Source organism: Mesorhizobium sp. BR1-1-3 (assembly GCF_020165455.1).
Taxonomy (GTDB): domain Bacteria; phylum Pseudomonadota; class Alphaproteobacteria; order Rhizobiales; family Rhizobiaceae; genus Mesorhizobium; species Mesorhizobium ciceri.
Window position 1 is genome coordinate 160,862 of sequence record NZ_JAIUIC010000016.1, and the last position, 22,445, is coordinate 183,306.

The 22,445-nt window shown below is 63.1% G+C and carries 22 protein-coding genes; 12 read left to right on the plus strand and 10 right to left on the minus strand.

The window, feature by feature from the left end:
* The first annotated feature begins 36 nt into the window (after positions 1-36).
* Entirely contained in the window at positions 37-1,008 is a 972-nt protein-coding gene (locus LB559_RS28835) for an ABC transporter substrate-binding protein (protein WP_027160663.1), read from the plus strand.
* A gap of 50 nt (positions 1,009-1,058) precedes the next feature.
* Here the strand turns inward: LB559_RS28835 and LB559_RS28840 are convergent, their stop codons facing one another.
* Positions 1,059-1,517: an Lrp/AsnC family transcriptional regulator gene (locus LB559_RS28840; RefSeq protein WP_024501498.1), complete on the minus strand. Its 459-nt coding sequence runs from the start codon at positions 1,515-1,517 to the stop codon at positions 1,059-1,061.
* Between the two features lie 125 nt (positions 1,518-1,642).
* Here LB559_RS28840 and LB559_RS28845 point away from each other — a divergent pair, with 125 nt between their 5' ends.
* Positions 1,643-2,926, plus strand: a complete 1,284-nt coding sequence (locus LB559_RS28845) for a cystathionine gamma-synthase family protein (RefSeq protein ID WP_024501497.1) — start codon at positions 1,643-1,645, stop codon at positions 2,924-2,926.
* Between the two features lie 154 nt (positions 2,927-3,080).
* Entirely contained in the window at positions 3,081-3,521 is a 441-nt protein-coding gene (locus LB559_RS28850) for a CHRD domain-containing protein (RefSeq protein ID WP_013530918.1), read from the plus strand.
* A gap of 209 nt (positions 3,522-3,730) precedes the next feature.
* Here the strand turns inward: LB559_RS28850 and LB559_RS28855 are convergent, their stop codons facing one another.
* The 3 genes from LB559_RS28855 to LB559_RS28865 all read right to left on the minus strand — a co-directional run bounded on the left by LB559_RS28855 (position 3,731) and on the right by LB559_RS28865 (position 7,584).
* Complete coding sequence (locus tag LB559_RS28855; protein WP_224675567.1) at positions 3,731-5,380, minus strand: thiamine pyrophosphate-binding protein; 1,650 nt, start codon at positions 5,378-5,380, stop codon at positions 3,731-3,733.
* Entirely contained in the window at positions 5,377-6,552 is a 1,176-nt protein-coding gene (locus LB559_RS28860; RefSeq protein WP_027160659.1) for a CaiB/BaiF CoA transferase family protein, read from the minus strand. The genes LB559_RS28855 and LB559_RS28860 overlap by 4 nt, the downstream gene beginning before the upstream one ends.
* Positions 6,553-6,651: 99 nt before the next feature.
* Positions 6,652-7,584, minus strand: a complete 933-nt coding sequence (locus LB559_RS28865) for an alpha/beta fold hydrolase (RefSeq protein WP_024501494.1) — start codon at positions 7,582-7,584, stop codon at positions 6,652-6,654.
* 183 nt (positions 7,585-7,767) lie between these two features.
* Between LB559_RS28865 and LB559_RS28870 the strand changes: the two genes are divergently transcribed.
* From LB559_RS28870 to LB559_RS28885, 4 genes are all read left to right on the plus strand, one after another.
* A complete protein-coding gene (locus tag LB559_RS28870) occupies positions 7,768-8,775 on the plus strand; it encodes a ribonuclease T(2) (RefSeq protein ID WP_013530922.1) in 1,008 nt (335 codons plus the stop codon).
* Positions 8,776-8,938: 163 nt separating this feature from the next.
* Positions 8,939-10,588 (plus strand): energy-dependent translational throttle protein EttA, encoded by a 1,650-nt coding sequence (gene ettA / locus LB559_RS28875; protein WP_013530923.1) that lies wholly within the window; start codon positions 8,939-8,941, stop codon positions 10,586-10,588.
* 43 nt (positions 10,589-10,631) lie between these two features.
* A complete protein-coding gene (gene tam, locus LB559_RS28880; RefSeq protein WP_224675568.1) occupies positions 10,632-11,399 on the plus strand; it encodes a trans-aconitate 2-methyltransferase in 768 nt (255 codons plus the stop codon).
* Positions 11,400-11,541: 142 nt separating this feature from the next.
* A complete protein-coding gene (locus tag LB559_RS28885) occupies positions 11,542-12,663 on the plus strand; it encodes a beta-ketoacyl-ACP synthase III (RefSeq protein WP_027160654.1) in 1,122 nt (373 codons plus the stop codon).
* Between the two features lie 10 nt (positions 12,664-12,673).
* On the opposite strand, the gene LB559_RS28890 is transcribed toward LB559_RS28885, so the two are convergent.
* Positions 12,674-13,240 carry a methyltransferase family protein gene (locus LB559_RS28890; protein ID WP_024501491.1) on the minus strand — a complete coding sequence of 189 codons (567 nt, stop codon included), beginning with the start codon at positions 13,238-13,240 and terminating at the stop codon, positions 12,674-12,676.
* 198 nt (positions 13,241-13,438) lie between these two features.
* On the opposite strand from LB559_RS28890, the gene LB559_RS28895 reads away from it, so the two are divergent.
* Complete coding sequence (locus tag LB559_RS28895) at positions 13,439-14,056, plus strand: MOSC domain-containing protein (protein ID WP_224675569.1); 618 nt, start codon at positions 13,439-13,441, stop codon at positions 14,054-14,056.
* A 47-nt stretch (positions 14,057-14,103) separates the two neighbouring features.
* On the opposite strand, the gene LB559_RS28900 is transcribed toward LB559_RS28895, so the two are convergent.
* Both LB559_RS28900 and LB559_RS28905 read right to left on the minus strand, forming a co-directional pair.
* On the minus strand, positions 14,104-14,943 hold the full coding sequence (locus LB559_RS28900; protein ID WP_224675570.1) for an SDR family oxidoreductase: 840 nt from the start codon (positions 14,941-14,943) through the stop codon (positions 14,104-14,106).
* A gap of 129 nt (positions 14,944-15,072) precedes the next feature.
* Positions 15,073-16,038, minus strand: a complete 966-nt coding sequence (locus tag LB559_RS28905) for a D-amino acid aminotransferase (protein WP_027160650.1) — start codon at positions 16,036-16,038, stop codon at positions 15,073-15,075.
* A 157-nt stretch (positions 16,039-16,195) separates the two neighbouring features.
* Here LB559_RS28905 and LB559_RS28910 point away from each other — a divergent pair, with 157 nt between their 5' ends.
* The gene (locus LB559_RS28910) at positions 16,196-16,699 is read left to right on the plus strand and encodes a hypothetical protein (protein ID WP_224675571.1); all 504 of its coding nucleotides are present in this window, start codon (positions 16,196-16,198) and stop codon (positions 16,697-16,699) included.
* Between the two features lie 6 nt (positions 16,700-16,705).
* On the opposite strand, the gene LB559_RS28915 is transcribed toward LB559_RS28910, so the two are convergent.
* On the minus strand, positions 16,706-17,020 hold the full coding sequence (locus tag LB559_RS28915; RefSeq protein ID WP_224675572.1) for a DUF2293 domain-containing protein: 315 nt from the start codon (positions 17,018-17,020) through the stop codon (positions 16,706-16,708).
* Positions 17,017-17,553, minus strand: coding sequence for a tRNA (N6-threonylcarbamoyladenosine(37)-N6)-methyltransferase TrmO (tsaA, locus tag LB559_RS28920; RefSeq protein WP_082827436.1), 537 nt, complete (start codon positions 17,551-17,553; stop codon positions 17,017-17,019). The genes LB559_RS28915 and tsaA overlap by 4 nt, the downstream gene beginning before the upstream one ends.
* A gap of 122 nt (positions 17,554-17,675) precedes the next feature.
* On the opposite strand from tsaA, the gene LB559_RS28925 reads away from it, so the two are divergent.
* Both LB559_RS28925 and metF read left to right on the plus strand, forming a co-directional pair.
* Positions 17,676-18,698 (plus strand): ArsR/SmtB family transcription factor, encoded by a 1,023-nt coding sequence (locus LB559_RS28925; protein WP_024501485.1) that lies wholly within the window; start codon positions 17,676-17,678, stop codon positions 18,696-18,698.
* Positions 18,695-19,612, plus strand: coding sequence for a methylenetetrahydrofolate reductase [NAD(P)H] (gene metF, locus LB559_RS28930; RefSeq protein ID WP_013530934.1), 918 nt, complete (start codon positions 18,695-18,697; stop codon positions 19,610-19,612). The genes LB559_RS28925 and metF overlap by 4 nt, the downstream gene beginning before the upstream one ends.
* 439 nt (positions 19,613-20,051) lie before the next feature.
* Here the strand turns inward: metF and LB559_RS28935 are convergent, their stop codons facing one another.
* Positions 20,052-20,969, minus strand: coding sequence for a DMT family transporter (locus LB559_RS28935; protein WP_024501483.1), 918 nt, complete (start codon positions 20,967-20,969; stop codon positions 20,052-20,054).
* A 208-nt stretch (positions 20,970-21,177) separates the two neighbouring features.
* On the opposite strand from LB559_RS28935, the gene LB559_RS28940 reads away from it, so the two are divergent.
* A complete protein-coding gene (locus tag LB559_RS28940) occupies positions 21,178-22,398 on the plus strand; it encodes an alanine racemase (RefSeq protein ID WP_013530936.1) in 1,221 nt (406 codons plus the stop codon).
* The last annotated feature ends 47 nt before the right edge of the window (positions 22,399-22,445 follow it).

Below are 22,445 nucleotides of genomic sequence, written 5' to 3' on the forward strand. Positions count from 1 at the left end.
GGTGGGTTTAGGGCACTAACTTCAGAGGGTAACAAAATGAAAAGACTGATTATTCCCGTTCTGGCTGGCGCGATGTCGCTTGCCGCTTTCCAGGCAATGGCCGCCGACAAGGTGACGTTGCAGCTGAAATGGGTCACGCAGGCCCAGTTTGCCGGCTACTATGTCGCCAAGGCCAAGGGTTTCTATGAGGCCGAGGGTCTCGACGTCGACATCAAGCCGGGCGGTCCCGATATCGCGCCCGAGCAGGTGATCGCCGGCGGTGGTGCCGACGTTATCGTCGACTGGATGGGCGGTGCGCTGGCTGCCCGCGAAAAGGGCGTGCCGCTGGTCAACATCGCCCAGCCGTTCAAGAAGGCCGGCATGGAGCTGGTCTGCCCGAAGGACGGCCCGATCAAGACCGAAGCCGACTTCAAAGGTCACACGCTCGGCGTCTGGTTCTTCGGCAACGAGTATCCGTTCTACGCCTGGATGAACAAGCTCGGCCTGAAGACCGAGGGCGGCCCGGACGGCGTCACGGTGCTCAAGCAGAGTTTTGACGTGCAGCCGCTGATCCAGAAGCAGGCGGACTGCATCTCGGTCATGACCTACAACGAATACTGGCAACTGATCGACGCCGGCTACAAGCCGGAACAGCTGACCGTGTTCAACTACTCGGCCATGGGCAACGACCTGCTCGAGGACGGGCTCTATGCGTCCGAAGATAAGCTCAAGGATCCGGCCTTCGAAGACAAGATGGTGCGTTTCGTGCGCGCCTCGATGAAGGGCTGGAAATATGCCGTCGACAACAATGACGAAGCCGCAGGCATCGTCATGGACGGCGGCGGCCAGGACGAAAACCACCAGAAGCGCATGATGAGCGAAGTCGCCAAGCTGATCGACAATGCCGACGGCAAGCTTGACCCGGCGACCTACGAGCGCACCGCCAAGGCGCTGCTCGACCAGAAGATCATCACCAAGGAGCCGACCGGCGCCTACACCACCGCCATCACCGACAAAGCGGTCAAGTAAGCCTAGCCGGCAACACATCTATCCAGAAAGCGGCGCCTCCGGCAGAAATGTCAGAGGCGCCGTTCCTTTATGGTGTTCATGACGAAGCTGGTCTCGATCGAGGCGACGCATTTCAACCGCGCGATCTTTTCCTTGATGAAGCGCTCGTATTGTTCGAGGCTTCCCGTCACCACTTTCAGCACATAGTCGCGCGAACCGGTGACGAGGTGGCATTCCAGCACCTCTTCCCAGCCGCGGATCGCGTCCTCGAACATCACGATCTCGTCTTCGTTCTGGCGGCTGAGCCGGATGGTGGCGATGGCGACCATGCTCCAGCCGAAGGCTGAGGGATCGACCAGCGTGGTGTAGCCTCTGATGACCCCGGTCTCCTCCAGCCGCCGCACACGCCTCAGGCAGGGCGACGGCGACAGGCCGATGCGCTCGGCAAGCTCGTTGTTGGTGATGCGGGCGTCGGCCCGCAGCTCACGCAGGATTTTCAGGTCGAAATCGTCGGCTATCTTCTGCTGCATTTTCGGTCTCTCCAGGCAATTTGTTGCGGGGATGCAGCCATGTGAGCCCAAAAATAGCAAGGACTGGCGGAACGAGATCGCATAAATTGCCGTTCACTATTTCACTCGAACAGGCAGGAAAAGCCATGACCGCGCCACGCCCGTCGAAAACCCATATCGGCAACCACAAGCTCCATCCGGAGACGCTGATGCTGAGCTATGGCTTCGATCCGCAGCTGTCGGAGGGCGCCGTCAAGCCGCCGGTGTTCCTGACCTCGACCTTCGTGTTCAAGTCGGCGGAGGAGGGACGCGACTTCTTCGACTACACATCCGGCAGGAAGGAGCCGCCGAGCGGCACCGCCTCCGGCCTGGTCTATTCGCGCTTCAATCATCCCAACAGCGAGATCGTCGAGGACCGGCTGGCGATTTATGAGGGGACGGATGCCTGTATCCTGTTTTCATCGGGCATGTCGGCGATCGCCACGACACTGCTCGCCTATGCCCGTCCGGGCGACGTCATCCTGCATTCGCAGCCACTCTACGGCGGCACGGAGACGCTTTTGACGCGCACGCTCTCCGGTTTTGGCATCGGTGCTGTCGGTTTCGCGGATGGCGTGGATGAGTCGGCGGTGCGCACGGCCGCCGACGCGGCCGTCGCGAAAGGCCGCGTGTCGGTCATCCTGATCGAGACGCCGTCAAACCCGACCAACAGCCTGGTCGACCTCGCGCTGATGCGCAAGATCGCCGACGAGATCGGCGCGAGCCAAGGGTCAACGCCGATCATCGTGTGCGACAACACATTGCTGGGTCCGGTGTTCCAGCGGCCGATCGAACATGGTGCCGACGTGTCGGTTTATTCGCTGACCAAATATGTCGGCGGCCATTCCGACCTGATCGCAGGTGCCGCCATGGGCAGCAAGGCTATCACCAAGCCGATCAAGGCGCTGCGCGGCGCGATCGGCACGCAGCTCGACCCGCATTCCTGCTGGATGCTCGGCCGCTCGCTGGAGACGCTGTCGATCCGCATGGAGCGGGCCAACGACAATGCTCGCCTGATCGCCGAATTCCTGCGCGACCACGCCAAGGTCGACAAGGTGCACTACCTGCCGTTTCTGGGCGAGAATACGCCGGCCGGCCGCGCCTACAGGGCGCAATGCAGCGGCGCCGGATCAACCTTCTCCTTCGACATCAAGGGCGGGGAGAAGGCGGCTTTCGCCTTCCTCAACGGATTGCAGATCTTCAAGCTGGCGGTGAGCCTCGGCGGAACGGAATCGCTGGCCAGTCACCCCGCGGCCATGACCCATTCGGGCATTCCCTTCGAGGTGCGCCAGCGCATCGGCGTGCTGGAGACCACGGTCAGGCTGTCGATCGGCGTCGAGCATCCGGACGATCTGATCGCCGACCTGACGCAGGCGCTGGCGGCGGTCTGACCGCTATCGCTAAAGCCGGACAGGACGGCCCCTAGGATCTCTATACGTCATCACAAAAACGTGTGGTTGGATACATTGTGCCGCCAGGCCGTTCCGTTGGCGCATGCGCGCGCCGGGGAGCCGCGACGCGTGCACAGTCAATCGGAGGTTCTTCATGCGCACCCAATCCTTCTTACCGGCGCTGTCGGCGCTGGCCATTTCGACCGCTTTCCTGTTCGCATCGCCGGCCCTGGCAGCCATGGAAAAGTTCAAGGCGACACTAGACGGCAGCCAGCAGAGCCCGCCCGTCACCACGAAGGGTAAGGGCACGGCCACTTTCACCTTCGACACGACCAAGAAGAAGCTCAACTGGAACGTCAAATATTCCGGCCTCAGCGGACCGGCGACGGCCGCGCATATCCATGGCCCTGCGGCGATGGGTGAAAACGCCGACCCTGTCATCCCGTTCAAAAAACTCAAGAGCCCGATCAAGGGGTCGGAGACGCTCACTGATGCCCAGGCGGCTGACCTTGAGGCCGGCAAGTATTACGTCAACGTCCACACCAAAGCGAACCCGAATGGGGAGGTCCGCGGCCAGATCGAGAAGGCGAAGTAGCTGACCGTTGAAGGTTGGCGGGACAGCGCCCCCTCTGTCCTGCCGGACATCTCCCCCTCCAGGGGGAGATCGAATGTACTTCGGGTTTCGCCAATCGCCAGTGTTGGAAGAAGGGCGAGACGACGAAACTGCCAATCTCCCCCCTTGAGGGGGAGATGCCCGGCAGGGCAGAGGGGACGTGAAGAAACTCGACTTGCCCCGGTCGGCTCTCAAACCTTGTCGCGGATCTGGGTCATCGTCCGGGTCGGGGTGATCGCTTCGGGGTCGAGCCTGATCTCGACGATCGCCGGCTTGCCGCTGGCGCGGGCGCGTTCGAAGGCCGGGGCGAAGTCCGCCGTCTTCTCAACCGTTTCGCCATGGCCGCCATAGGCGCGGGCGAGAGCCGCGAAATCGGGGTTCTTGAGGTCGGTGGCCACCACGCGGCCGGGATATTCGCGCTCCTGATGCATGCGGATGGTGCCGTAGATGCCGTTGTTGACGACGACGACGACGATCGGCAGGTCGTATTGCACGGCAGTGGCGAATTCCTGCCCGTTCATCAGGAAGCAGCCGTCGCCGGCGAAAGCGACCACGGTGCGCTCTGGAAACAGCTCTTTGGCGGCGACTGCCGCAGGCGTGCCATAGCCCATCGAGCCTGACGTCGGTGCACCTTGAGTGGCGAAGCGGCGGAAGCGATGGAAGCGATGCACCCAGCTGGCGTAATTGCCTGCGCCGTTGGTGAGAATGGCGTCGTCGGGCAGCATCTTTTCGAGATAGTTCATGATCGGGCCCATCTGGACCGGGCCGGGGCCGCTTTCGGGTGGTGTCGACCAGTCGAGATAGGCGGCATGCAGCTTTGGCGTCTCGGCTGCCCAGACGGGTGCGGAGGCCGGCTTGCGTTTGGCGAAAGCGTCGACGAAGGCGGACGGCGAGGCGTTGATCGCCAATGCCGGCCTGTAAACGCGGCCGAGCTCGCCGGAATCGGCATGGACATGGACCAGTGTCTGGGCCGGGTAGGGGCTTTTCAGCAGCGTGTAGTCCGAGGAGGGCATTTCGCCCATGCGGCCGCCGATCAGCAGCAAGAGGTCGGCCTGCTTGATCGCCGTGGCCAGCTTCGGGTTGATGCCTATGCCGACATCGCCGGCATAGTTCGGATGCAGATGATCGAACAGCATCTGGCGGCGGAAGGAACAGCCGACCGGCAGCGACCAGGCCTCGGCGATCGTGCGCATTTGTGCAACCGCCTCGGCGTCCCAGCGCGTGCCGCCAAGGATGACGAAAGGCCGCTTGGACTTGGCCAGCAATTTCTCAAGCGCATCGAGTTCGGCTTCCCCGGGCCGCGTTTCGACCGGTGTGTGCGGCAAGGCGACGGGCGCTTCGACGACACTGGTCAGCATGTCCTCGGGCAGCGAGATCACCACTGGGCCGGGACGGCCCGATGTCGCCACCGCGAAGGCGCGGGTGACGAATTCTGGGATGCGCGAGGCGTCGTCGATCTCGACTACCCATTTGGCGATGTCGCCGAAGAACCTCTTGTAATCCACCTCCTGGAAAGCCTCGCGCTCTTTGGCGTGGCCGGCGACCTGGCCGATGAACAGGATGACGGGTATCGAATCCTGCATGGCGATGTGGATGCCGGCCGAGGCATTGGTGGCGCCGGGGCCGCGGGTGACGAAGCAGATGCCGGGCTTGCCGGTCAGGCGGCCGTGGCAATCGGCCATCATGGCGGCACCGCCTTCCTGGCGGCAGACGATGGTGCGGATCGCTGAATCGTGCAGCGCGTCGAGCACCGCCAGATAGGATTCACCGGGCACGCAGTAGATGCGGTCGGTGCCGTTGGCTTCGAGAGCGTCGACGATGAGTTGTCCGCCGGTCTTCATTGTCCAGACTTCTCCAGTTCGGCAAGGATTTCTTGCGTGTGCTCGCCCAGGCGCGGCGAGGGGCGCTCATAGACCAGCGGCGTGCCCGACATCACCATCGGCGCGCGCACCGAAGGCAGAAGATTGCCATGGCCGTCGTCCAGGTCGAGCCGCATGCCGCGCGCGATCGTCTGCGGGTCGGCGAACATCTGGCCGATCGTGTTGATCGGGCTCGCCGGCACGCTGGCCGCTTCGAGCTTTGCCAGCAGCGGATCGCGATCAAAAACCTTCAGCGCCTCGACCATGCGTTCGCGCAACTTGGCCCGGTTGGCGACCCGGGCGGGATTGGTGGCGAAGTCGGGATTGGCAGGCAGGTCGTCCAGCCCGACGGCAGCGCAGAATTTGGCGAACTGGCCGTCATTGCCCACCGCAAGGATGATGTGCCCATCCCGGACCGGCACCACCTCGTAGGGGGCGATGTTCATATGCGCATTGCCCATCTGCACCGGCGATCTGCCGGAGACGAGATAGTTCAAATTCTGGTTGCCGAGCGCCGAGATCTGGGTGTCGAAAAGCGCCATGTCGACATGCTGGCCTTCCCCGGTCTGCTCGGCATGGCGCAGTGCTGCCTGGATGGCGATGACCGAATAAAGGCCGGTGAAGATGTCGGAGATGGCGACGCCCGCCTTTTGCGGCTCGCGGCCGACCTCGCCGGTGATCGACATCATGCCGGCCATGGCCTGGATGATGAAGTCGTAGCCGGCGCGCGGTGCGTACGGACCGTCCTGGCCGAAACCGGTGATCGAGCAGTAGACGAGGCGCGGGTTGATCTTGCGCAGGCTGTCATAGTCGAGGCCGTATTTCTTCAGGCCGCCGAGCTTGAAGTTCTCGATCAGCACGTCCGAAGTGGCGACCAGCCGGCGCACCGTCTCGGCGCCTTCCGGGGTCGAGAAATCGATGGCGATGGAGCGCTTGCCGCGATTGCAGGAATGGTAATAGGCGGCCGACAGGTTCTCGCCGTCCTTGCCCATGACGAAGGGCGGGCCCCATTTGCGGGTGTCGTCGCCGCCATCGGGGCTCTCGACCTTGATGACATCGGCGCCGAGATCGGCAAGCAACTGCCCGGCCCATGGCCCGGCAAGGATGCGGGCGAGTTCGACGACGCGGACGCCTTTCAGCGGGGGCTCAGCCATGGATCACCGTGGTTGCCGCAATCACTGCGATTGCTGCGAAAGCAGAGCCTCTATCAAGCCCTGCAACGGCTGTCACGGCTCTTGCAATGGGCCAATCCGTCACGCTTTGAGGACTTCGTCGGCCCAGGCGGCGAAATCATCCATGATAATGTCGCGATTCACCTCGTTCAGGCTTTCGTGGCGGGTGTCGGCATAAACCTTTGAAACCAGATTCGAAAAGCCCATCTTGCGCATGCGATCGGCAAGATGGGTGATCCCTTTGCCATAGTCGGAAGCCGGATCCTTCTCGCCTCCGACGATGCTGACGGGCAGGTCGCGCCGGATACCGGCAAAGCCGGCATCCTTGCCGCCGTTCAGCGCCATACCGACGACGTCGCGCCACATCGACACCGAAGCGTCCCAGCCGCACAAGGGATCGGCAATGTATTTCGCCACTTCCGCTTCGTCGCGCGACAGCCAGTCGAACACTGTGCGGTGATTGGGCACCGCCTTGCCCCAGGCCTGGAAGGTGAGTTTCGGCAGCAGGCGCGATGGCACGTCGGAGCCGAGCCGCATCCGTTCCCAGGCAAGGATGCCGAGCGCAAGCTGCCCAAGCGGGCCTTGGGAGAAATTGCCGTTCCAGATTGCTGCCGCGTGAACGCGTGGCGAGTGGCGCAACAGGTAGTTCAGCGCCACCGACGCACCCATCGAATGGCCAAACAGGATGACCGGTCTGTTCGGCCGTTCGCGGGCGATGAGATCATGGATGACGTCGACGTCGGCGATCACCTTGGCGGCACCGTCCCTGTCGGCGAACCTGCCGAGCGGAGCGTCGGACGCCTTGGTCGCGCCGTGGCCGCGATGATCGTGGACATAGACGTCGAAACCGCGCGAGCCAAGAAAATCGGCAAAGCGGGCATAGCGCGCTGCGTGCTCGGCTAGCCCGTGATTGATCTGGACGACGGCGCGTGCCCGGCCATCGGCCTGCCTGACGAAAAGATTGAGCTCGGCACCGGTCGGCGAGGCAACCACGCGCTGCTGGCTGAATGACATGCCGCCTGGTCCCGCCCTTGCTTTTGTCGTCGTTGGCTTTGTTTGCGCCGGCCCACATTATGCGTCAATCCGGCAAACCCGCTTTTCGCGACGATGTTTCTTGCGTTCGGTCAGCAAAATATCGCAATTCTGACATGGAGACAGCTTCAGTCTGTCGCCCACTTCTTCAGCCGGGGATTCTCCATGCGCATCGGTGTCGTTTTCGGATTGGCCATGTTGGCGGCGTCGCTGGCCGGGGCCGCGCATGCCGATGTGAAGATGAGCGGCAGCTTCGTCGCCGACGCCGCCTGTCCGGCGACGCAAGCGATCAAGAACGGCAAGAACCCCGGCAATGTCTCGACCGATGCCGGGCAGAGCTATCAATTGCTTGCCGGCAACAAGGATACGCCGACGCATTATCTCATCCTGGTGCCGGGCGCCGATCCGGAGCGCCGCTGGGTGAAGGTCAGCTGCGGCCATGTTTCCGGCAGCAGCGCGGCGACCGTGCCGGCCGCGCCTGACGGGCAAGGCAAGCCGGCGGCATCGGGGAAGCCCGAATACGTCTTCGCGCTGAGCTGGCAGCCGGCGTTTTGCGAGACAAAGTCGAACAAGACCGAATGCAGGGCACAAAGTGCCGGCGATTTCGACGCCACGCATTTCACCTTGCACGGCCTGTGGCCGCAGCCGAATGGCAATTTCTATTGCCAGGCGACGGCGAGCGACAAGGCCAACGACAATCCGGCCCACTGGAAAGACCTGCCGCCGGTCAATCTTGACGCCAACACCCGCACGGAACTCGATCAGGTGATGCCTGGAACGGCCTCCCATCTCGAACGGCATGAATGGATCAAGCACGGCACCTGCTACGGCAAGAGCCAGCAGGACTATTTCTCCGACGCGCTGAATTTGATGCGCGCGGTGAACAGTTCGCCGGTGCGCGATCTCTTTGCCAAGAACATCGGCGGCAAGCTGACGGCCGACCAGATCCGCGGCGCTTTCGATACTGCCTTCGGGGCGGGAGCAGGGGACCGCGTGCGCGTTTCCTGCGTCATCGATCCGTCGAGCGGCAGGCGGCTGATCGGCGAACTGACCCTCGGCCTCGCCGGCCCGATCGGCCCGAACAGCGCGCTCAAGGACCTGCTGCTGGCTTCGGTGCCGACCAACAAGGCAGGCTGCCCGACCGGCACCGTCGACGCTATCGGGTTCCAGTAAGGGCTGCTGAACAGCCCCCAGACTGCACGAGCAGCGGTCCACACTTGTCCGTGTGATTGGCCTGATCTGGCAAAAGCGATTGCCGTTCGCCGCCGCATCGCCTACATAGCGGCCAACCTCCATTCAATTCGACAAATCCAGTCGGTTTTTCAGGGAAGCGCGCGTGGCACGCCAGTTCATCTATCACATGGCCGGCCTCAACAAGGCCTATGGCACCAAGAAGGTGCTCGAGAATGTCCATCTCTCCTTCTATCCGGACGCCAAGATCGGCATCCTCGGCCCCAACGGTTCGGGCAAGTCGACGATCCTCAAGATCATGGCCGGGCTCGACAAGGAGTGGAACGGCGAAGCGTGGCTCGCCGAAGGCGCCACTGTCGGCTACCTGGCGCAGGAGCCGGCGCTCGATCCGGACAAGACCGTGTTCGAAAACATCATGGAAGGCGTCGCCGCCAAGACCGCCATCATCGAGCGCTACAACGAATTGATGATGAACTATTCCGACGAGACGGCCGACGAGTCGGCCAAGCTCCAGGACGAGATGGATCGGCTGAACCTGTGGGACCTCGAACAGCAGGTCGAGATGGCGATGGAAGCGCTGGGCTGCCCGCCCAAGGATTCGGAAGTCACCAAGCTTTCGGGCGGCGAGCGCCGCCGCGTCGCGCTCTGCCAGTTGCTGCTGCGCCAGCCCGACCTTCTGCTGCTCGACGAACCGACCAACCATCTCGACGCCGAAACCACGGCGTGGCTGGAAAAGCATCTGCGCGCCTATCCGGGCGCCGTGATGATCATCACCCACGATCGCTACTTCCTCGACAATGTCACCGGCTGGATCCTCGAACTCGATCGCGGCCGCGGCATTCCCTATGAGGGCAACTACACCAAGTACCTCGAAGCCAAGGCCAAGCGCCTCAAGCAGGAAGGCCGCGAGGACGATGCACGCCAGCGCGCCATCGGCCGCGAGCGCGAGTGGATCCAGTCGAGCCCGAAGGCCCGCCAGACCAAATCCAAGGCGCGTATCCAGGCCTTCCAGGATCTTTTGGATGCAGCCGACAAGCGGCGTCCGAGCGACACGCAGATCGTCATTCCGCATGGCGAGCGGCTCGGCAATGTGGTCATCGAGGCGGAAGGCCTGTCGAAGGGCTTTGGCGATACGCTGCTCATCGACGGCTTGGAATTCAAGCTGCCGCCGGGCGGCATCGTCGGCGTCATCGGCCCGAACGGCGCCGGCAAGACGACGCTGTTTCGCATGATCACCGGCCAGGAAAAGCCGGATGCGGGTTCTGTGCGCGTCGGCGAAACGGTGAAGCTCGGCTATGTCGACCAGAGCCGCGATGCTCTCGATCCGTCGAAGACGGTGTGGGAAGAGATTTCCGGCGGCGCAGAAGTGGTCAAGCTCGGCAAGTTCGAGGCCAACACGCGCGCCTATTGCGCGTCGTTCAACTTCCGTGGCGGCGACCAGCAGCAGAAGGTCGGCAACCTCTCCGGCGGCCAGCGCAACCGCGTGCATTTGGCCAAGATGTTGAAGACCGGCGGCAATGTGCTGCTGCTCGACGAACCGACCAACGATCTCGACACCGAAACGCTGGCCGCGCTCGAAGACGCGCTGGAAAATTTCGGTGGCTGCGCGGTCATCATCTCCCACGATCGCATGTTCCTCGACCGCCTGGCGACGCACATCCTCGCCTTCGAGGGCGACAGCCATGTCGAATGGTTCGAGGGCAATTTCGAGGATTACGAGCAGGACAAGATCCGCCGCCTCGGGCCGGATGCCGTCAACCCGCACCGCATGACCTACAAGAGGCTGACGCGGTAGGGGGGGTTCCGGGCGGCGATCTCAACCGGCATGAGGAGCTCAAATGGCTGATTGGTCCGCCGCCCAATATCTGAAATTTGAAGACGAGCGCACGCGGCCCGCGCGGGATCTTGTGGCGCAGGTGCCCGTCGACTTTCCACGCCGGGTCGTCGACATCGGCTGCGGGCCTGGCAACTCGACCGAACTGCTTGTCGGGCGCTGGCCGGATGCTGAGGTGAGCGGCTTCGACACTTCGCCCGACATGATCGAGAAGGCGCGGGCTCGCTTGCCCGAGGTCACCTTTGATCTGGCCGATGCCTCCAAATGGCAGCCGGCGGAGTCGGTCGACGTGATTTTTGCCAATGCGGTGTTCCAGTGGCTGCCCGAGCATCCCGCAGTCTTCCAGCGGCTGATGGGTTTCCTCGCGCCAGGCGGCGCGCTGGCCGTCCAGATGCCCGACAATATGGGCGAAGACTCGCACCGCCTGATGCGCGAGACCGCCGCCGAAATGCCGTTTGCCGAAAAGTTCAAGGGCGCGGCACGCGGGCCGTTGCCGCCGGTGTCGTCCTACTATGACCTCCTGTCGCCGCACAGTGATCGGCTGGATATCTGGCATACCATCTACAACCACCCGCTTGCCGATGCGCAGGCGATCGTCGAATGGGTGAAGTCGACGGGCCTGAAGCCGTTCCTCGATCCGCTGGATTCCGACGAACGGGCGATGTTCCTCGAAAGCTACACGGCCAAGATCGCCAAGGCCTATCCGAAAACGGCTAGCGGTAAGGTGCTTTTGCGCTTTCCACGCATCTTCATCGTTGCCAAGCGGGCCTGATTATCCACGTTGCACGAGGACTAGTCCGGCCTAAACCTTTGGTTTAAGCCGGCGTAAACCGCCGCGGTGAGAAAACTGTTGCGCCGGAGCGTTCCGGCGCCCACATGAAGCCCGCAACGCCTGCGGATGGGACGGACTGGACATGCATCGCGTCATCATCAGCGGCATCGGCGTTGAAATCCCTGAAGCCACAATCACCAATGAAGAGCTGGTGGCCAGCTTCAATGCCTGGGTCGACGCGGAGAATGCGCGCCGCCTGGGCACCGACGAGCCGCCGCTGGCGAAATCGGACAGCGACTTCATCGTCCACGCTTCGGGCGTGCGCACCCGTCATGTCATCGAGCGCGAAGGCATTCTCGACCCGACCCGCATGTCGCCGCGCATTCCGGCTCGGCCCGACGATGCGCTGTCGCTCGAAGCCGAGTTCGGCATCGCCTCGGCGAAGAAGGCTCTCGAGCATGCGGGGCTACAGCCGTCGGATATAGACCTGGTGATCTGCTCGGCCTCGCATCACCAGCGGCCCTATCCGGCGATCGCCATCGAAATGCAGGAGGCGCTGGGCACGAAGGGCGCAGGCTTCGACATGGGGCTCGGCTGTTCTTCGGCGGCGGCGGCCTTGCACATCGCCGTCAATTTGGTGCGGTCCGGCGCGCACAAGCGCATTCTGGTGACGACGCCCGAGATCATCACCGGCCATCTCAATTTCCGCGACCGGCAGACGCATTTCATTTTCGGCGACGCTTCGGTGTCGATGGTGGTCGAAGGCCTGGCCAAGGGCGACAAGCGGCCGGGGCGCTTCGAGGTGCTCGACACGCGCATCTGGACGCAGATGTCGAACAACATCCGCACCAATCTGGGCTACCATACCCGCACCGCCCAGGATGATCCTTACATGATCAATCTGGAAGGCAATCTGATCAAGCAGGTCGGCAACAAGGTGTTCAAGGAAGTCACCGTCGCCGGGCAGAAATTCATCGTCGAATTCCTCGCCGAGCACGGGCTGACGCCGCAGGCGATCAGGCGCTTCTGGCTGCATCAGGCCAATGCGCGGATGAATGCGATGATCCTGAAGCTGTCGTTCGGCCACGAGGTCGATCACGACCGCGCGCCAATGGTGCTGGAGCGGCTGGGCAACACGGCGGGCGCCGGGGCCATCGTCGCGCTGTCGGAGAACCACGCCGACATGAAGCCGGGCGATTTCGGTCTGATCTGCGCCTTCGGCGCGGGCTATTCGATCGGCGGCGCGCTGCTGAGAATGCTTTGAGGCTGCCGCGTCATGCTGGTGCGAACGGCACCAGCATCGGAACGCGCGCGGCATAGTCGTCATAGGCGCTGCCCAGTTCGCCGCGCAGGAAATTTTCTTCCAGCCTGGCTTTCGTCACGATGCCGATGATGAGCAGCGCGGTTCCGGCTATGCCCCAGACGGTGCCCTTGGCCGCCATGGTGGCGAGGATCGCCAGCAGCAATCCGGTGTAGATCGGATGCCGGACAAGGCCATACGGGCCGGTGTTGACGACACGGTGCCCGGCCTTGGCGGTGATGGTGCCCGACCACAGCCTGCCGAGATGCAGGCGCGCCCACCAGGCAAAGGCGATGCCGATGGCGATCAGGGCGACACAGATCCAGGCTTCGGGGAGATCAGGCATCCACAGCCTGAGCCGGCCTTCATAGCCGTGCGCCGGAATGAACAGCAGCACCGCGCCGGCTATCCAGAGACCCCGATAGCGGGCCTCCGCCTTGAACCCGGCGCGCTTCTGGGCAGGGTCGGACCACAAAGCGGCGACGGCCCAGCTTCCTGCCCAGATCAACCAAAGCAACGTGATTGCCGTCACAGGTCGCATTGATCAGCCTCCGCAAACCGTCTGGACGTCACTATGAAACCGGCACCGCGCGCCGGCAATGCGGTGCGAGATCGATGACAGGTAAGAAAAGCGTGATCGCGATCCTATCGGTGCTGTTGATCGGACGATCAGCACTTTCGACTGGACGCCGCGAAGCGCGCCCGGCTAATTCGCTGGATGACGAATAGAAAGAACGCCATGCCGGATCTCTTCCCCGAGGCTGAAAAGCCGGTTGAAATCATCGCCGCGCGAAAGCTTGCCGCCAGGGCGGCAGCGCTTTACGTGGCGCCGGCGGATCATTTTCAGACGCGCCCGGTGGCCGAATTGCGGCTGGGTTTCGACGGCATATCAGGCGATTTCCATGCTGGACCGACGCGGCGCTCGGGCGGGCGCGAGCCCTGGTATCCGCGCGGCACTGAAATGCGCAACGAACGGCAGCTGTCGATCGTGGCAGCGGATGAACTCGCCATCGTCGCCGAGCGCATGGGCCTGGCCGAGATCAAGCCGGAATGGATCGGCGCCAATCTGGTGATGGAAGGGGTGCCGAACCTCTCCATGCTGCCGGCCGGCACGCTGCTGTTCTTCAAGGGCGGCGTCACCATCAAGGTCGACGCACAGAACGGCCCGTGCCGCATCGCCGGCCGGTCGATCGCCGAAAACGCCGGAATGGCCGACGTCGAAGCCGGCGCGCTGCTGTTCCCGAAAGCGGCGAAGCGGCTGCGCGGCATTGTCGCCTGGGTAGAGAAGCCAGGCACGGTTAGGGCAGGCGAAGAGATATCGCTGCGCGTGCCGGAGCAGTGGATTTATCAAGCCTGAGGGCCGGCTACGCCGCCCATGGAGCGGCGCAGCAAAAGCGCTGGACTTCAGCCCTTGCGGTTCTTCTTCACGCCTTGCGCCATGATGGAAACGTCGTCCCACTTCTTCCAGGTGGCAATGCGGTTGGCGTATTCCTGCTTGATCATCGGCAGGCCGCCATCGCCGAAGAATACCCGCAGCGGCGGCTCGGCGGCGTCGACAATGGCCAGCATGGCCGGCCCGGTGGCGTCTGGATCGCCGGCGACCGAATTGGCGCGGCGCTCGGCCATCTTGGCACGGGCGGGCGCATAGGCCTCGATCGGTTGGGACACCTTGGCCGACGGCCCGGCCCAGTCGGTGGAGAAACCGCCCGGCTCGACCAGCGTCACATGGATGCCGAATTCCGCGACCTCGATGCTGAGCGACTGGCTGAAGGCCTCCAGCGCCCATTTCGAGGCGTGGTAGAGGCCGAGCGAGGCAAAGGCATTGACGCCGCCGATCGACGAGATCTGGATGATGTGGCCGGAACGCTGTGCCCGCATGATCGGCAGTGCGGCCTGAGTGACCCACAGAGCGCCGAAGACATTGGTTTCGATCTGGTCGCGAGCTTCCTGTTCGCTGACCTCCTCGATGGCGCCGAAATGGCCGTAGCCGGCATTGTTGATGACGACGTCGAGCCGGCCAAAACGCTTGTGCGCCTCGGCGACAGCGGCATCGACGGCTTTCTTGTCGGTGACGTCGAGCTTTATCGCGGCAACCCTGTCGCCGTATTTCTCGACGAGATCGGCGAGCGTGCCGGCATCGCGGGCGGTGGCCGCGACGCTGTCGCCACGCGCGAGTGCGGCCTCGGCCCAGACGCGGCCAAAGCCTTTCGACGATCCGGTGATGAACCAAACCTTGTTTGTCATGATCTTGGAGTCCTTGCCCCTGCGGGCGTGATTTTGGATGAAAGCGGAGGCTTCTCCGCTTTCGGGCATATACGGTCGATCCTCTGATTTTCCAGAGGCGACGGGAATCTTTTGACAAAGACGCCTGAATTATCGGGGATAATTCACCTGAGACGACCAGGCTGGGTCATCGTGCTTTTGCCAGTAGCGCGCCATCAGCCGGCTGGTGATCGGTCCGACCTTGCCATTGGCGATCGCCGCGCCGTCGATCTCCGTCACCGGCATGATGCCGCCCGCGGTGGAGGTGATGAACACCTCGTCGGCCTCGCGCAATGCGGTGACGCTGACATCGGTCGCCGTGGCGGCAAGGCCTTCTTCTGCACAGAGATCGAAGACGGTGCGGCGGGTGACGCCGGGCAGCACGCCGGTGGCCGGCGTCGATAGTTTGCCGTCCTTGACGCAGAAGACGTTGAAGCCCGGGCCTTCGGCGACATTGCCGTTGAAGTCGAGGAGCAACGCGGTCTCTGCACCGCGATCATAGGCATCGTAGAGGCCGCGCACCAGATCGAGCCAGTGGTAATTCTTGATCGCCGGGTCGATCGAGGCCGGCGGAATACGCATCTTGTCGCTGATGGCGACGCGCAGGCCGCGCTGCAGCTGCTCGGCGTTGGCGACCGAGCCGAACGGCACGGCGAAGGCCATGAAGCGGTTGACCGCCTGGCGCGGGTCGCGGCTGAAGGTCGGAGAGGCGCCGCGCGTGCACAGCATTTCGACATAGGCGGCGCGATGACCGGACAGCGCCACGCAATTGTGCAAGATTTCGGTCACGCCGTCGCGGTCGAAGGGAATGGTCATGCGCAGCTTTTCCAGCCCGCCGAGGAAGCGGTCGAGATGCAGATCGAGGCGGAAGAAGCGGCCGTTCCAGACATGCACGGTGTCGTAGGTGGCGTCGGAATGCAGAAAACCCCAGTCCAGCACCGAGATCTTGGCCTGCGACATCGGCAGGTATTGGCCGTCGAGAAAGGCGATGCCGTCGGGGTAGGAATGCGGGTCGACATGGCGGTCGCCAACCACGGGCAGTTGCTTCTCGTCCTGTGTCGTCGCCGTGTGGCTCATTGGGGCCTCCTGTCACGCAAGGCGAGTCAGCAGGCTATCGGCGCAGGGCAGAACGCATAGAGCCACCCGCCCGGTGCTGTTCGGCCTCGATGACGATCTCGCCGATACATTGGATCGGAATTGCCTTAGATTGCGCGCTCTGAACGGGAGGGGGAAGATGGGCAGGCTTGGGGCCGTCATAGCAGCCATGACGATGTTCGCCGCCGCGGGCGAAGCCAGCGCCCAGTGCGCGCGCGAAGGCGAGGAATTGTGCCAGGGCGGGCAGACCTATCGCTGCGAGAAAACCGGCAGCGAATTGACACCGATCTTCCAGAACCTGCCTTGTGCGGTGAACGTGCCGTCGCTGAGCGGCACCTGGGTCGGCAGCGGCCATCAAAGCCCGGCGGGTGACGCCGGGGCCGACTGGCCGATCGCCATGACCATCAACGATGGCAGCGCGTCGATCGACTATCCGTCACTCGGTTGCGGCGGATCGCTGTCACAGACGTCCAGTGACGGCATTTCGGTGGAATACCACGAGAGCATCACCTACGGTCAGGACAAATGCATCGACGGCGGCAACATCACCGTCAGGTTTTTCAAGGAAAATCTGTCCTGGACCTGGATCGGCCAGGCCGATGGTCAGCCCTATAATGCGGTCGCAGTGCTTAAGCGGAAGTAGCCGTGGTCATTCCTCCTCGTCATCCGCGTCGAGCAGGCGCGTCGCGCGCCAGCGGGTGAGCACGACGTTGGTCTGCTCGATGACGAAGAAACGCGCCGAGTCGCGGTCGTAGCCTTCGCTCAGCAGTTTCTCGTAATCTGTGTGCATGTGGCGGATATGGGCAATCGTCGCCAACCATACGGCGATGCCTGGTGGTAAGGTCTTCATGTGGACCGCGCCGGCGTCGCCGCGGATCTTCTCCAGGTCGGCATAGGGTGCCAGCGGCAGAAGTGCTGTCAGCGCCTTGGCGATGGCGCGGCGGCGACCGGTGGGCGCCGTCATCGCCGACCCCCGGGCTCGTCACGCCCTTCGATGGTCGCCTCCGGTATAGCGTCGGTCGAGGCGAAATAGGGTTTTATGTCGATGACCGGAGTGCCGTCGAGCACGTCGATGGCGTCGAGATCGATGCGGCCGGTGTTTTGGTCGAGCCCGACGAGCCTGGCCACATGCAGCCCGATTGGGTTGGGACGGGCAGGGGAGCGCAGCGAAAATACGCCTTTTGCTTCGGCCGCATGGCGTGGTTTCTGCACAATCAGGTCCCGCGGCGCGTGATGCAGCCAGGACAGGATGATGACGTGGCTTGCGCGCTCCAGCCCCCGTAAGCCATTTCGGTAGGGCGCGTCGATGGTCAGCACTGCCTTCTGTCCGGTCTCGCGCGCGGCGCGCATGTTCTTCGGGCAGGTTTCGCGCGTCGTCCACGGCGAGGCAATGCGGCCGATGAAGACGATGCCGTCATCCGGCGGCATCAGTGCGGGATCGTTTTCCAGCCTCTGCTCGCCTTCGCGCGCCTCGAACATCTCACGCGGTCCAGTCATGGCCCATGTCTCTTAAAACGCCACACAAGCGGCATTTTCTTGTCCGGAAGCGACATAGCGCTTGCAAGGTTTCGAAAACTGACATAAACATATGTTTATATCTTTTCAAAGAGAATACGCTGATGCATGTCTCGCTCGACACTATGGTGGATACGTTAAAGGCGGCGGCCGAATCCAGCCGATTGCGCATACTGGCACTTCTGTCGCGCGGTGACCTCACCGTTTCCGATCTTACCGAAATTCTCGGCCAGTCGCAGCCGCGCGTTTCGCGGCACCTGAAGCTGCTTCTGGAGGCAGGGCTGATCGGCCGCTACCAGGAAGGGTCCTGGGCCTTCTTCCGCCTGTCGGATGCGGATTCCGCGCGTGACTTCGTCATGGGCCTGGTTTCCGGCATTCGCGGCGCCGATCCGCAGGTCGAGCGCGATCTTGAGCGCCTGGCCTCGGTCAAGCGCAAGCGGCAGGACCGGGCGGTCGAGTATTTTTCCGTGAATGCGGCAAGCTGGGACCATATCCGCTCGCTTCATGTGCCGGACCGCGCCGTCGAAGCCGCAATGCTGAAACTGGTCGGCAAGCGGCCGTTCCAGTCGATGCTCGATCTCGGCACCGGCACCGGGCGGCTGCTCGAAATCTTCTCGCCGCTCTATCGGCGCGGTGTCGGCATCGACATGTCGCGCGAGATGCTGACCGTGGCGCGCGCCAATCTCGACAAGGCCGGCGTTTCGAACGCGCAGGTTCGGCAGGGCGACATCTTCGCGCCGCCGGTCGAGCGCGATGCCTTCGACCTCGTCACCATCCATCAGGTGCTGCACTATCTCGACGATCCCGCCCGCGCCATCCACGAGGCGGCTCGGCTTTTGCGTCCGGCAGGACGCCTGGTCATCGTCGATTTCGCGCCGCATGCGCTGGAATTCCTGCGCGAGGAGCATGCGCATATGCGGCTCGGCTTTTCCGACCGGCAGATCGCCGACTGGTTTTCGGAAGCCGGCCTCGATCTCGAAGATTCCCAGGAGTTCGAGCCGCGCGGTGGCAATGAGGCGAGGCTCACCGTGAAACTCTGGCTCGGCCGCGATCGGCGCCTGCTGATTGCCGATCCTTCCAACGACACAAGGCAGGCCAAAGCGAACTCGATGGGGGAAATCGCATGAACCAGTTCCGCTTTTCCCGCCGCCCCGACATCGGCGACAAGGTCAGGGTTTCCTTCGAATTCTTCCCGCCGAAGACGGACGAGATGGAAGCGAGGCTGTGGGAGACGGTCACAAGGCTGGAGCCGCTGAAGCCCAAATTCGTCTCGGTGACTTACGGCGCCGGCGGCTCGACACGGGAGCGCACCGCGCGCACTGTAAAGCGCATCCTGACGGAAACCGGTATTCCTGCAGCGGCGCATCTGACCTGCGTCGGGGCAACGCGCGACGAGGTCGATGCGGTCATCCAGGATTACAAATCGATCGGCATCAACCGGTTCGTGGCGCTGCGCGGCGACCCGGCCTCCGGCGTCGGCGAGCCCTACCGGCCGCATCCCGGTGGCTACGAGAATGGCGCGGAACTGGTCGCCGGGCTCAAGACGATCGCGGATTTCGACATCTCCGTCGCGGCTTATCCGGAAAAGCATCCGCAAAGCCCCGATTTCGCCACCGACATCGAGATGCTGAAGCGCAAGGTCGACAATGGCGCGACGCGGGCGATCACCCAGTTCTTCTTCGACAACGATCTCTACGAGCGCTATGTCGAGCGCGTTCGCCGCGCCGGCATCTACATCCCGATCGTGCCGGGCATCCAGCCGGTTCACAGTTTCAAGCAGGTCGCGAACTTTTCCGCGAGGGCGGGCGCGCATGTGCCCGGCTGGCTGGCGGAGCGTTTCGAAGGCCTCGACAAGGACCCGCAGACGCATGCGCTGGTGGCATCGGCGGTGGCAGCCGAACAGGTCATGGACCTGGTCGAGCGCGGTGTCGGCGATTTCCACTTCTACACCATGAACCGCGCCGATCTGGTCTTTGCCATCTGCCATATGATCGGTATTCGCTCGCACGAGGCGGCGGCCGCCGGATCAGCCGCGGCATGAGGTCGGGCTCAACAACAAAAGGCCGGGAAAAACCCGGCCTTTTGAATTGGTTGGACTATTTGGGTGCTGGTCTTCCCCGCTTTGGCGGTCAGGGAAGGAAGCCCATAATGAGGGCTCCGATAAAGGCGAACGCAGCACAGATCATCAATGCGTTGATAGGCCTCGTAAGTCCCATGACATAGCCTCCTCTTAAAGAGCTATGTCATGGAGTCTAGGTTCATTTGTGCCACAGGCAAGCGGAAAATGTGCTGCATTGCGACGTGATTGTGAAATCCGCGACATGTCTTTTGCCGTTAGGCTTTGAAACTCCTAGGCAAATACCGACTTCAGACCTGTGAATAAAATGTGGCCGGCTCGTGTCGCTGCCGTGTCATGGCAGCGCTACCGCCGCGAAAGTCGAATTCGACTTTCGCGGCGATGTGGGGGTTCAAAGGACGCGCTAACGTCTTCCAAGGACGCGCCCGTCGATGGTGATGAGGCCGAGCGCGATCAGCACCACCCCGCCGATTTCGAACAGCTCCAGCCGCTCGCCTAGGAACAGGAAGCCGAGCAGCATGGCGCTGGCCGGCACGACAAGCGTGACCAGCGAGGCGTTGGTAGCGCCCGCCGAGGCGACGAGGTTGAAATAGAGGATGTAGGCGACGGCTGTGGACAGAAGTGCCAGCGCCAGCACCGCCGCCCAGACCGGCGGCGAGGCCGAGAACAGGCCGGATGGGCCGTAGGTGAAGAGCACGATCGGGATCATGATGATGGTCGAAGCGGTCAACTGCCCGGTGGCGACGACCGGCGAGGGCACGCCCTTGAAGCGGCGGGCGACCATCAGCGCAATGCCATAGGACAGCGAAGCGCCGATCAGCGCGAATTTGGCCCAGACGGGGCCGCCGAGCCCGGCAAGCAGGCCGGGGCCGATCATGACGGCCGTACCGGCGATGCCGAGCGCAATGCCGGCGAGCTTGTTCCAGGAGAGCTTTTCGTCCGATGTCAGCGCATTGGCGAGGATCAGCGTCCAGAACGGCGTCGTGGCGTTGAGCACCGAGGCGACGCCGGCGCCAAGCTCCGTCTGGCCGGCGAAGATCAGCGAAAAGGGCACGACGTTGTTGGTGAGCGCCAGTAGGAAGAACAGGCCGGCATGGGGAAGGGCGAGGCGGAAGGACGGGCCACGCAGACCGAGATAGATCTGCAGCGCGATCGCCGCGATGGCGACGCGAAACAGCACCAGCACCAGCGGATGAAGTTCCGCCACCGCGATGCGGGCAAAGAAGAACGAGCCGCCCCAGATCGCGCCGAGCAGCAGGAGCTGCCCCCAGTCCTTGAGCACCATCGGCCCGCGCGGTGCTGATGTCGCGGCTATTGTCATGTGAGTCGCCCTCCCAGACGGCCTGAATGCCAGTCAGTCAGGCAGAAGCCATATCGGACTCAGTGACAAGAGCCACCCGAAACCTGATCGCTGGCAAGCGTTGCTGGCAAAGACCTAGCGCCCCAGCGTCAGCCGCACGAGACACAGAATTGTTTTCATTAGCCGCTAGCTTGGATTAATTGTGCGCAGCCGAAGTGAGGATTCGTCCATGCAGCGATTCGAGAATGCCCGCGAGGCGGCACTGGCGCTTCGTCCGGACGATCCGGTCTATTGCTTCCGCCCGCAAGTGCTGATGGCGGATGCCAGGCAGTTCATGGGCATGTTCCCCGGCAAGACCGCCTATGCGGTCAAGACCAATGGCGAGCAGATCGTGCTGAAGACGCTGGTCGAAGCCGGCGTCAAGGCTTTCGACGTCGCTTCGCCGGGCGAGTTCGCCGCCGTGCGTGCCGTTTCCCCCGATGCCGAGATGCTCTACATGCACCCGGTCAAGGCGCAGTCGGACATCAAGCTGGCGCTGGAGAAATACGCCATCCGCGTCATTTCGCTCGATCATGAGGACGAGATCACCAAGCTGACGCGAGTGGTGCGGGCTCTCGACATCGATCCGGGCTCGATCAGCGTGTTCGTGCGGGTGCAGACCAAGGGGCATGCCGCCTACGAACTGTCGAAGAAGTTCGGCGCCGGGCCGGCCTATGCCGTCGAGCTCGCGGAGCGGCTGAACCGTACCGGCTACAAGGTCGGCCTGTGCTTCCATGTCGGCAGCCAGATCGAGGATCCCGACACCTATGAGCGGGCGCTGGCTTCCGCCGACTGGGTGCGCAACCGGCTGACCTTCGATATTGCCGGGCTCGATGTCGGCGGCGGTTTCCCCGCCGAATACGGCCACGACCCCAATCGCAAGCAGATCGAGATGCCGTCGCTTGGCCAGATCATGTCGCGGCTGTCGGGCGATCTGAAAGAGTATCAGTTCGACCAGATGCCGCTGGTGGCTGAGCCCGGCAGGGTGATCGTGGCGCGCTGCCTGTCGCTGATCGTGCGGGTGTTGCTGCGCAAGGGCAAGCGGCTCTACATCAATGACGGCATCTGGGCATCGCTGTCGGATTCATGGACCGGCAAGATCACGCTGCCGGCGCGCTTCATTCCCGACCCGGCGATCCGCTCGCGCAATGGCGAGGAGAAGAACATCGTGCCGTTCAAGGTCTGCGGCGCGACCTGCGATTCCGTCGACATCCTGTCGCGGCCGTTCTGGCTGCCGGAAACGGTCGATACCGGCGACTGGATCGAGATCGGCCATATCGGCGCCTATTCGCTGTCGCTGAGGACCCGCTTCAACGGCTTCTATCCCGACACCTTCGTCGAGGTGACGACGCCGTTCGACGAGGGCGACGCGCCACAGGGGTTTGCCAGTTTGGAGACGATGGCGGATTGAGGGGAATAAGGCAGTAGGGGAATAGGGGAATAGGGGAATAGGGGAAT

What these genes read in the sequence shown, in the direction of transcription:
- LB559_RS28835 (WP_027160663.1), top strand. Translation starts at nt 37, where the DNA reads ATGAAAAGACTGATTATTCCCGTTCTGGCTGGCGCGATGTCGCTTGCC.
- LB559_RS28840 (WP_024501498.1), bottom strand. Translation starts at nt 1,517, where the DNA reads ATGCAGCAGAAGATAGCCGACGATTTCGACCTGAAAATCCTGCGTGAG.
- LB559_RS28845 (WP_024501497.1), top strand. Translation starts at nt 1,643, where the DNA reads ATGACCGCGCCACGCCCGTCGAAAACCCATATCGGCAACCACAAGCTC.
- LB559_RS28850 (WP_013530918.1), top strand. Translation starts at nt 3,081, where the DNA reads ATGCGCACCCAATCCTTCTTACCGGCGCTGTCGGCGCTGGCCATTTCG.
- LB559_RS28855 (WP_224675567.1), bottom strand. Translation starts at nt 5,380, where the DNA reads ATGAAGACCGGCGGACAACTCATCGTCGACGCTCTCGAAGCCAACGGC.
- LB559_RS28860 (WP_027160659.1), bottom strand. Translation starts at nt 6,552, where the DNA reads ATGGCTGAGCCCCCGCTGAAAGGCGTCCGCGTCGTCGAACTCGCCCGC.
- LB559_RS28865 (WP_024501494.1), bottom strand. Translation starts at nt 7,584, where the DNA reads ATGTCATTCAGCCAGCAGCGCGTGGTTGCCTCGCCGACCGGTGCCGAG.
- LB559_RS28870 (WP_013530922.1), top strand. Translation starts at nt 7,768, where the DNA reads ATGCGCATCGGTGTCGTTTTCGGATTGGCCATGTTGGCGGCGTCGCTG.
- tam (WP_224675568.1), top strand. Translation starts at nt 10,632, where the DNA reads ATGGCTGATTGGTCCGCCGCCCAATATCTGAAATTTGAAGACGAGCGC.
- LB559_RS28885 (WP_027160654.1), top strand. Translation starts at nt 11,542, where the DNA reads ATGCATCGCGTCATCATCAGCGGCATCGGCGTTGAAATCCCTGAAGCC.
- LB559_RS28890 (WP_024501491.1), bottom strand. Translation starts at nt 13,240, where the DNA reads ATGCGACCTGTGACGGCAATCACGTTGCTTTGGTTGATCTGGGCAGGA.
- LB559_RS28895 (WP_224675569.1), top strand. Translation starts at nt 13,439, where the DNA reads ATGCCGGATCTCTTCCCCGAGGCTGAAAAGCCGGTTGAAATCATCGCC.
- LB559_RS28900 (WP_224675570.1), bottom strand. Translation starts at nt 14,943, where the DNA reads ATGACAAACAAGGTTTGGTTCATCACCGGATCGTCGAAAGGCTTTGGC.
- LB559_RS28905 (WP_027160650.1), bottom strand. Translation starts at nt 16,038, where the DNA reads ATGAGCCACACGGCGACGACACAGGACGAGAAGCAACTGCCCGTGGTT.
- LB559_RS28910 (WP_224675571.1), top strand. Translation starts at nt 16,196, where the DNA reads ATGGGCAGGCTTGGGGCCGTCATAGCAGCCATGACGATGTTCGCCGCC.
- LB559_RS28915 (WP_224675572.1), bottom strand. Translation starts at nt 17,020, where the DNA reads ATGACGGCGCCCACCGGTCGCCGCCGCGCCATCGCCAAGGCGCTGACA.
- tsaA (WP_082827436.1), bottom strand. Translation starts at nt 17,553, where the DNA reads ATGACTGGACCGCGTGAGATGTTCGAGGCGCGCGAAGGCGAGCAGAGG.
- LB559_RS28925 (WP_024501485.1), top strand. Translation starts at nt 17,676, where the DNA reads ATGCATGTCTCGCTCGACACTATGGTGGATACGTTAAAGGCGGCGGCC.
- metF (WP_013530934.1), top strand. Translation starts at nt 18,695, where the DNA reads ATGAACCAGTTCCGCTTTTCCCGCCGCCCCGACATCGGCGACAAGGTC.
- LB559_RS28935 (WP_024501483.1), bottom strand. Translation starts at nt 20,969, where the DNA reads ATGACAATAGCCGCGACATCAGCACCGCGCGGGCCGATGGTGCTCAAG.
- LB559_RS28940 (WP_013530936.1), top strand. Translation starts at nt 21,178, where the DNA reads ATGCAGCGATTCGAGAATGCCCGCGAGGCGGCACTGGCGCTTCGTCCG.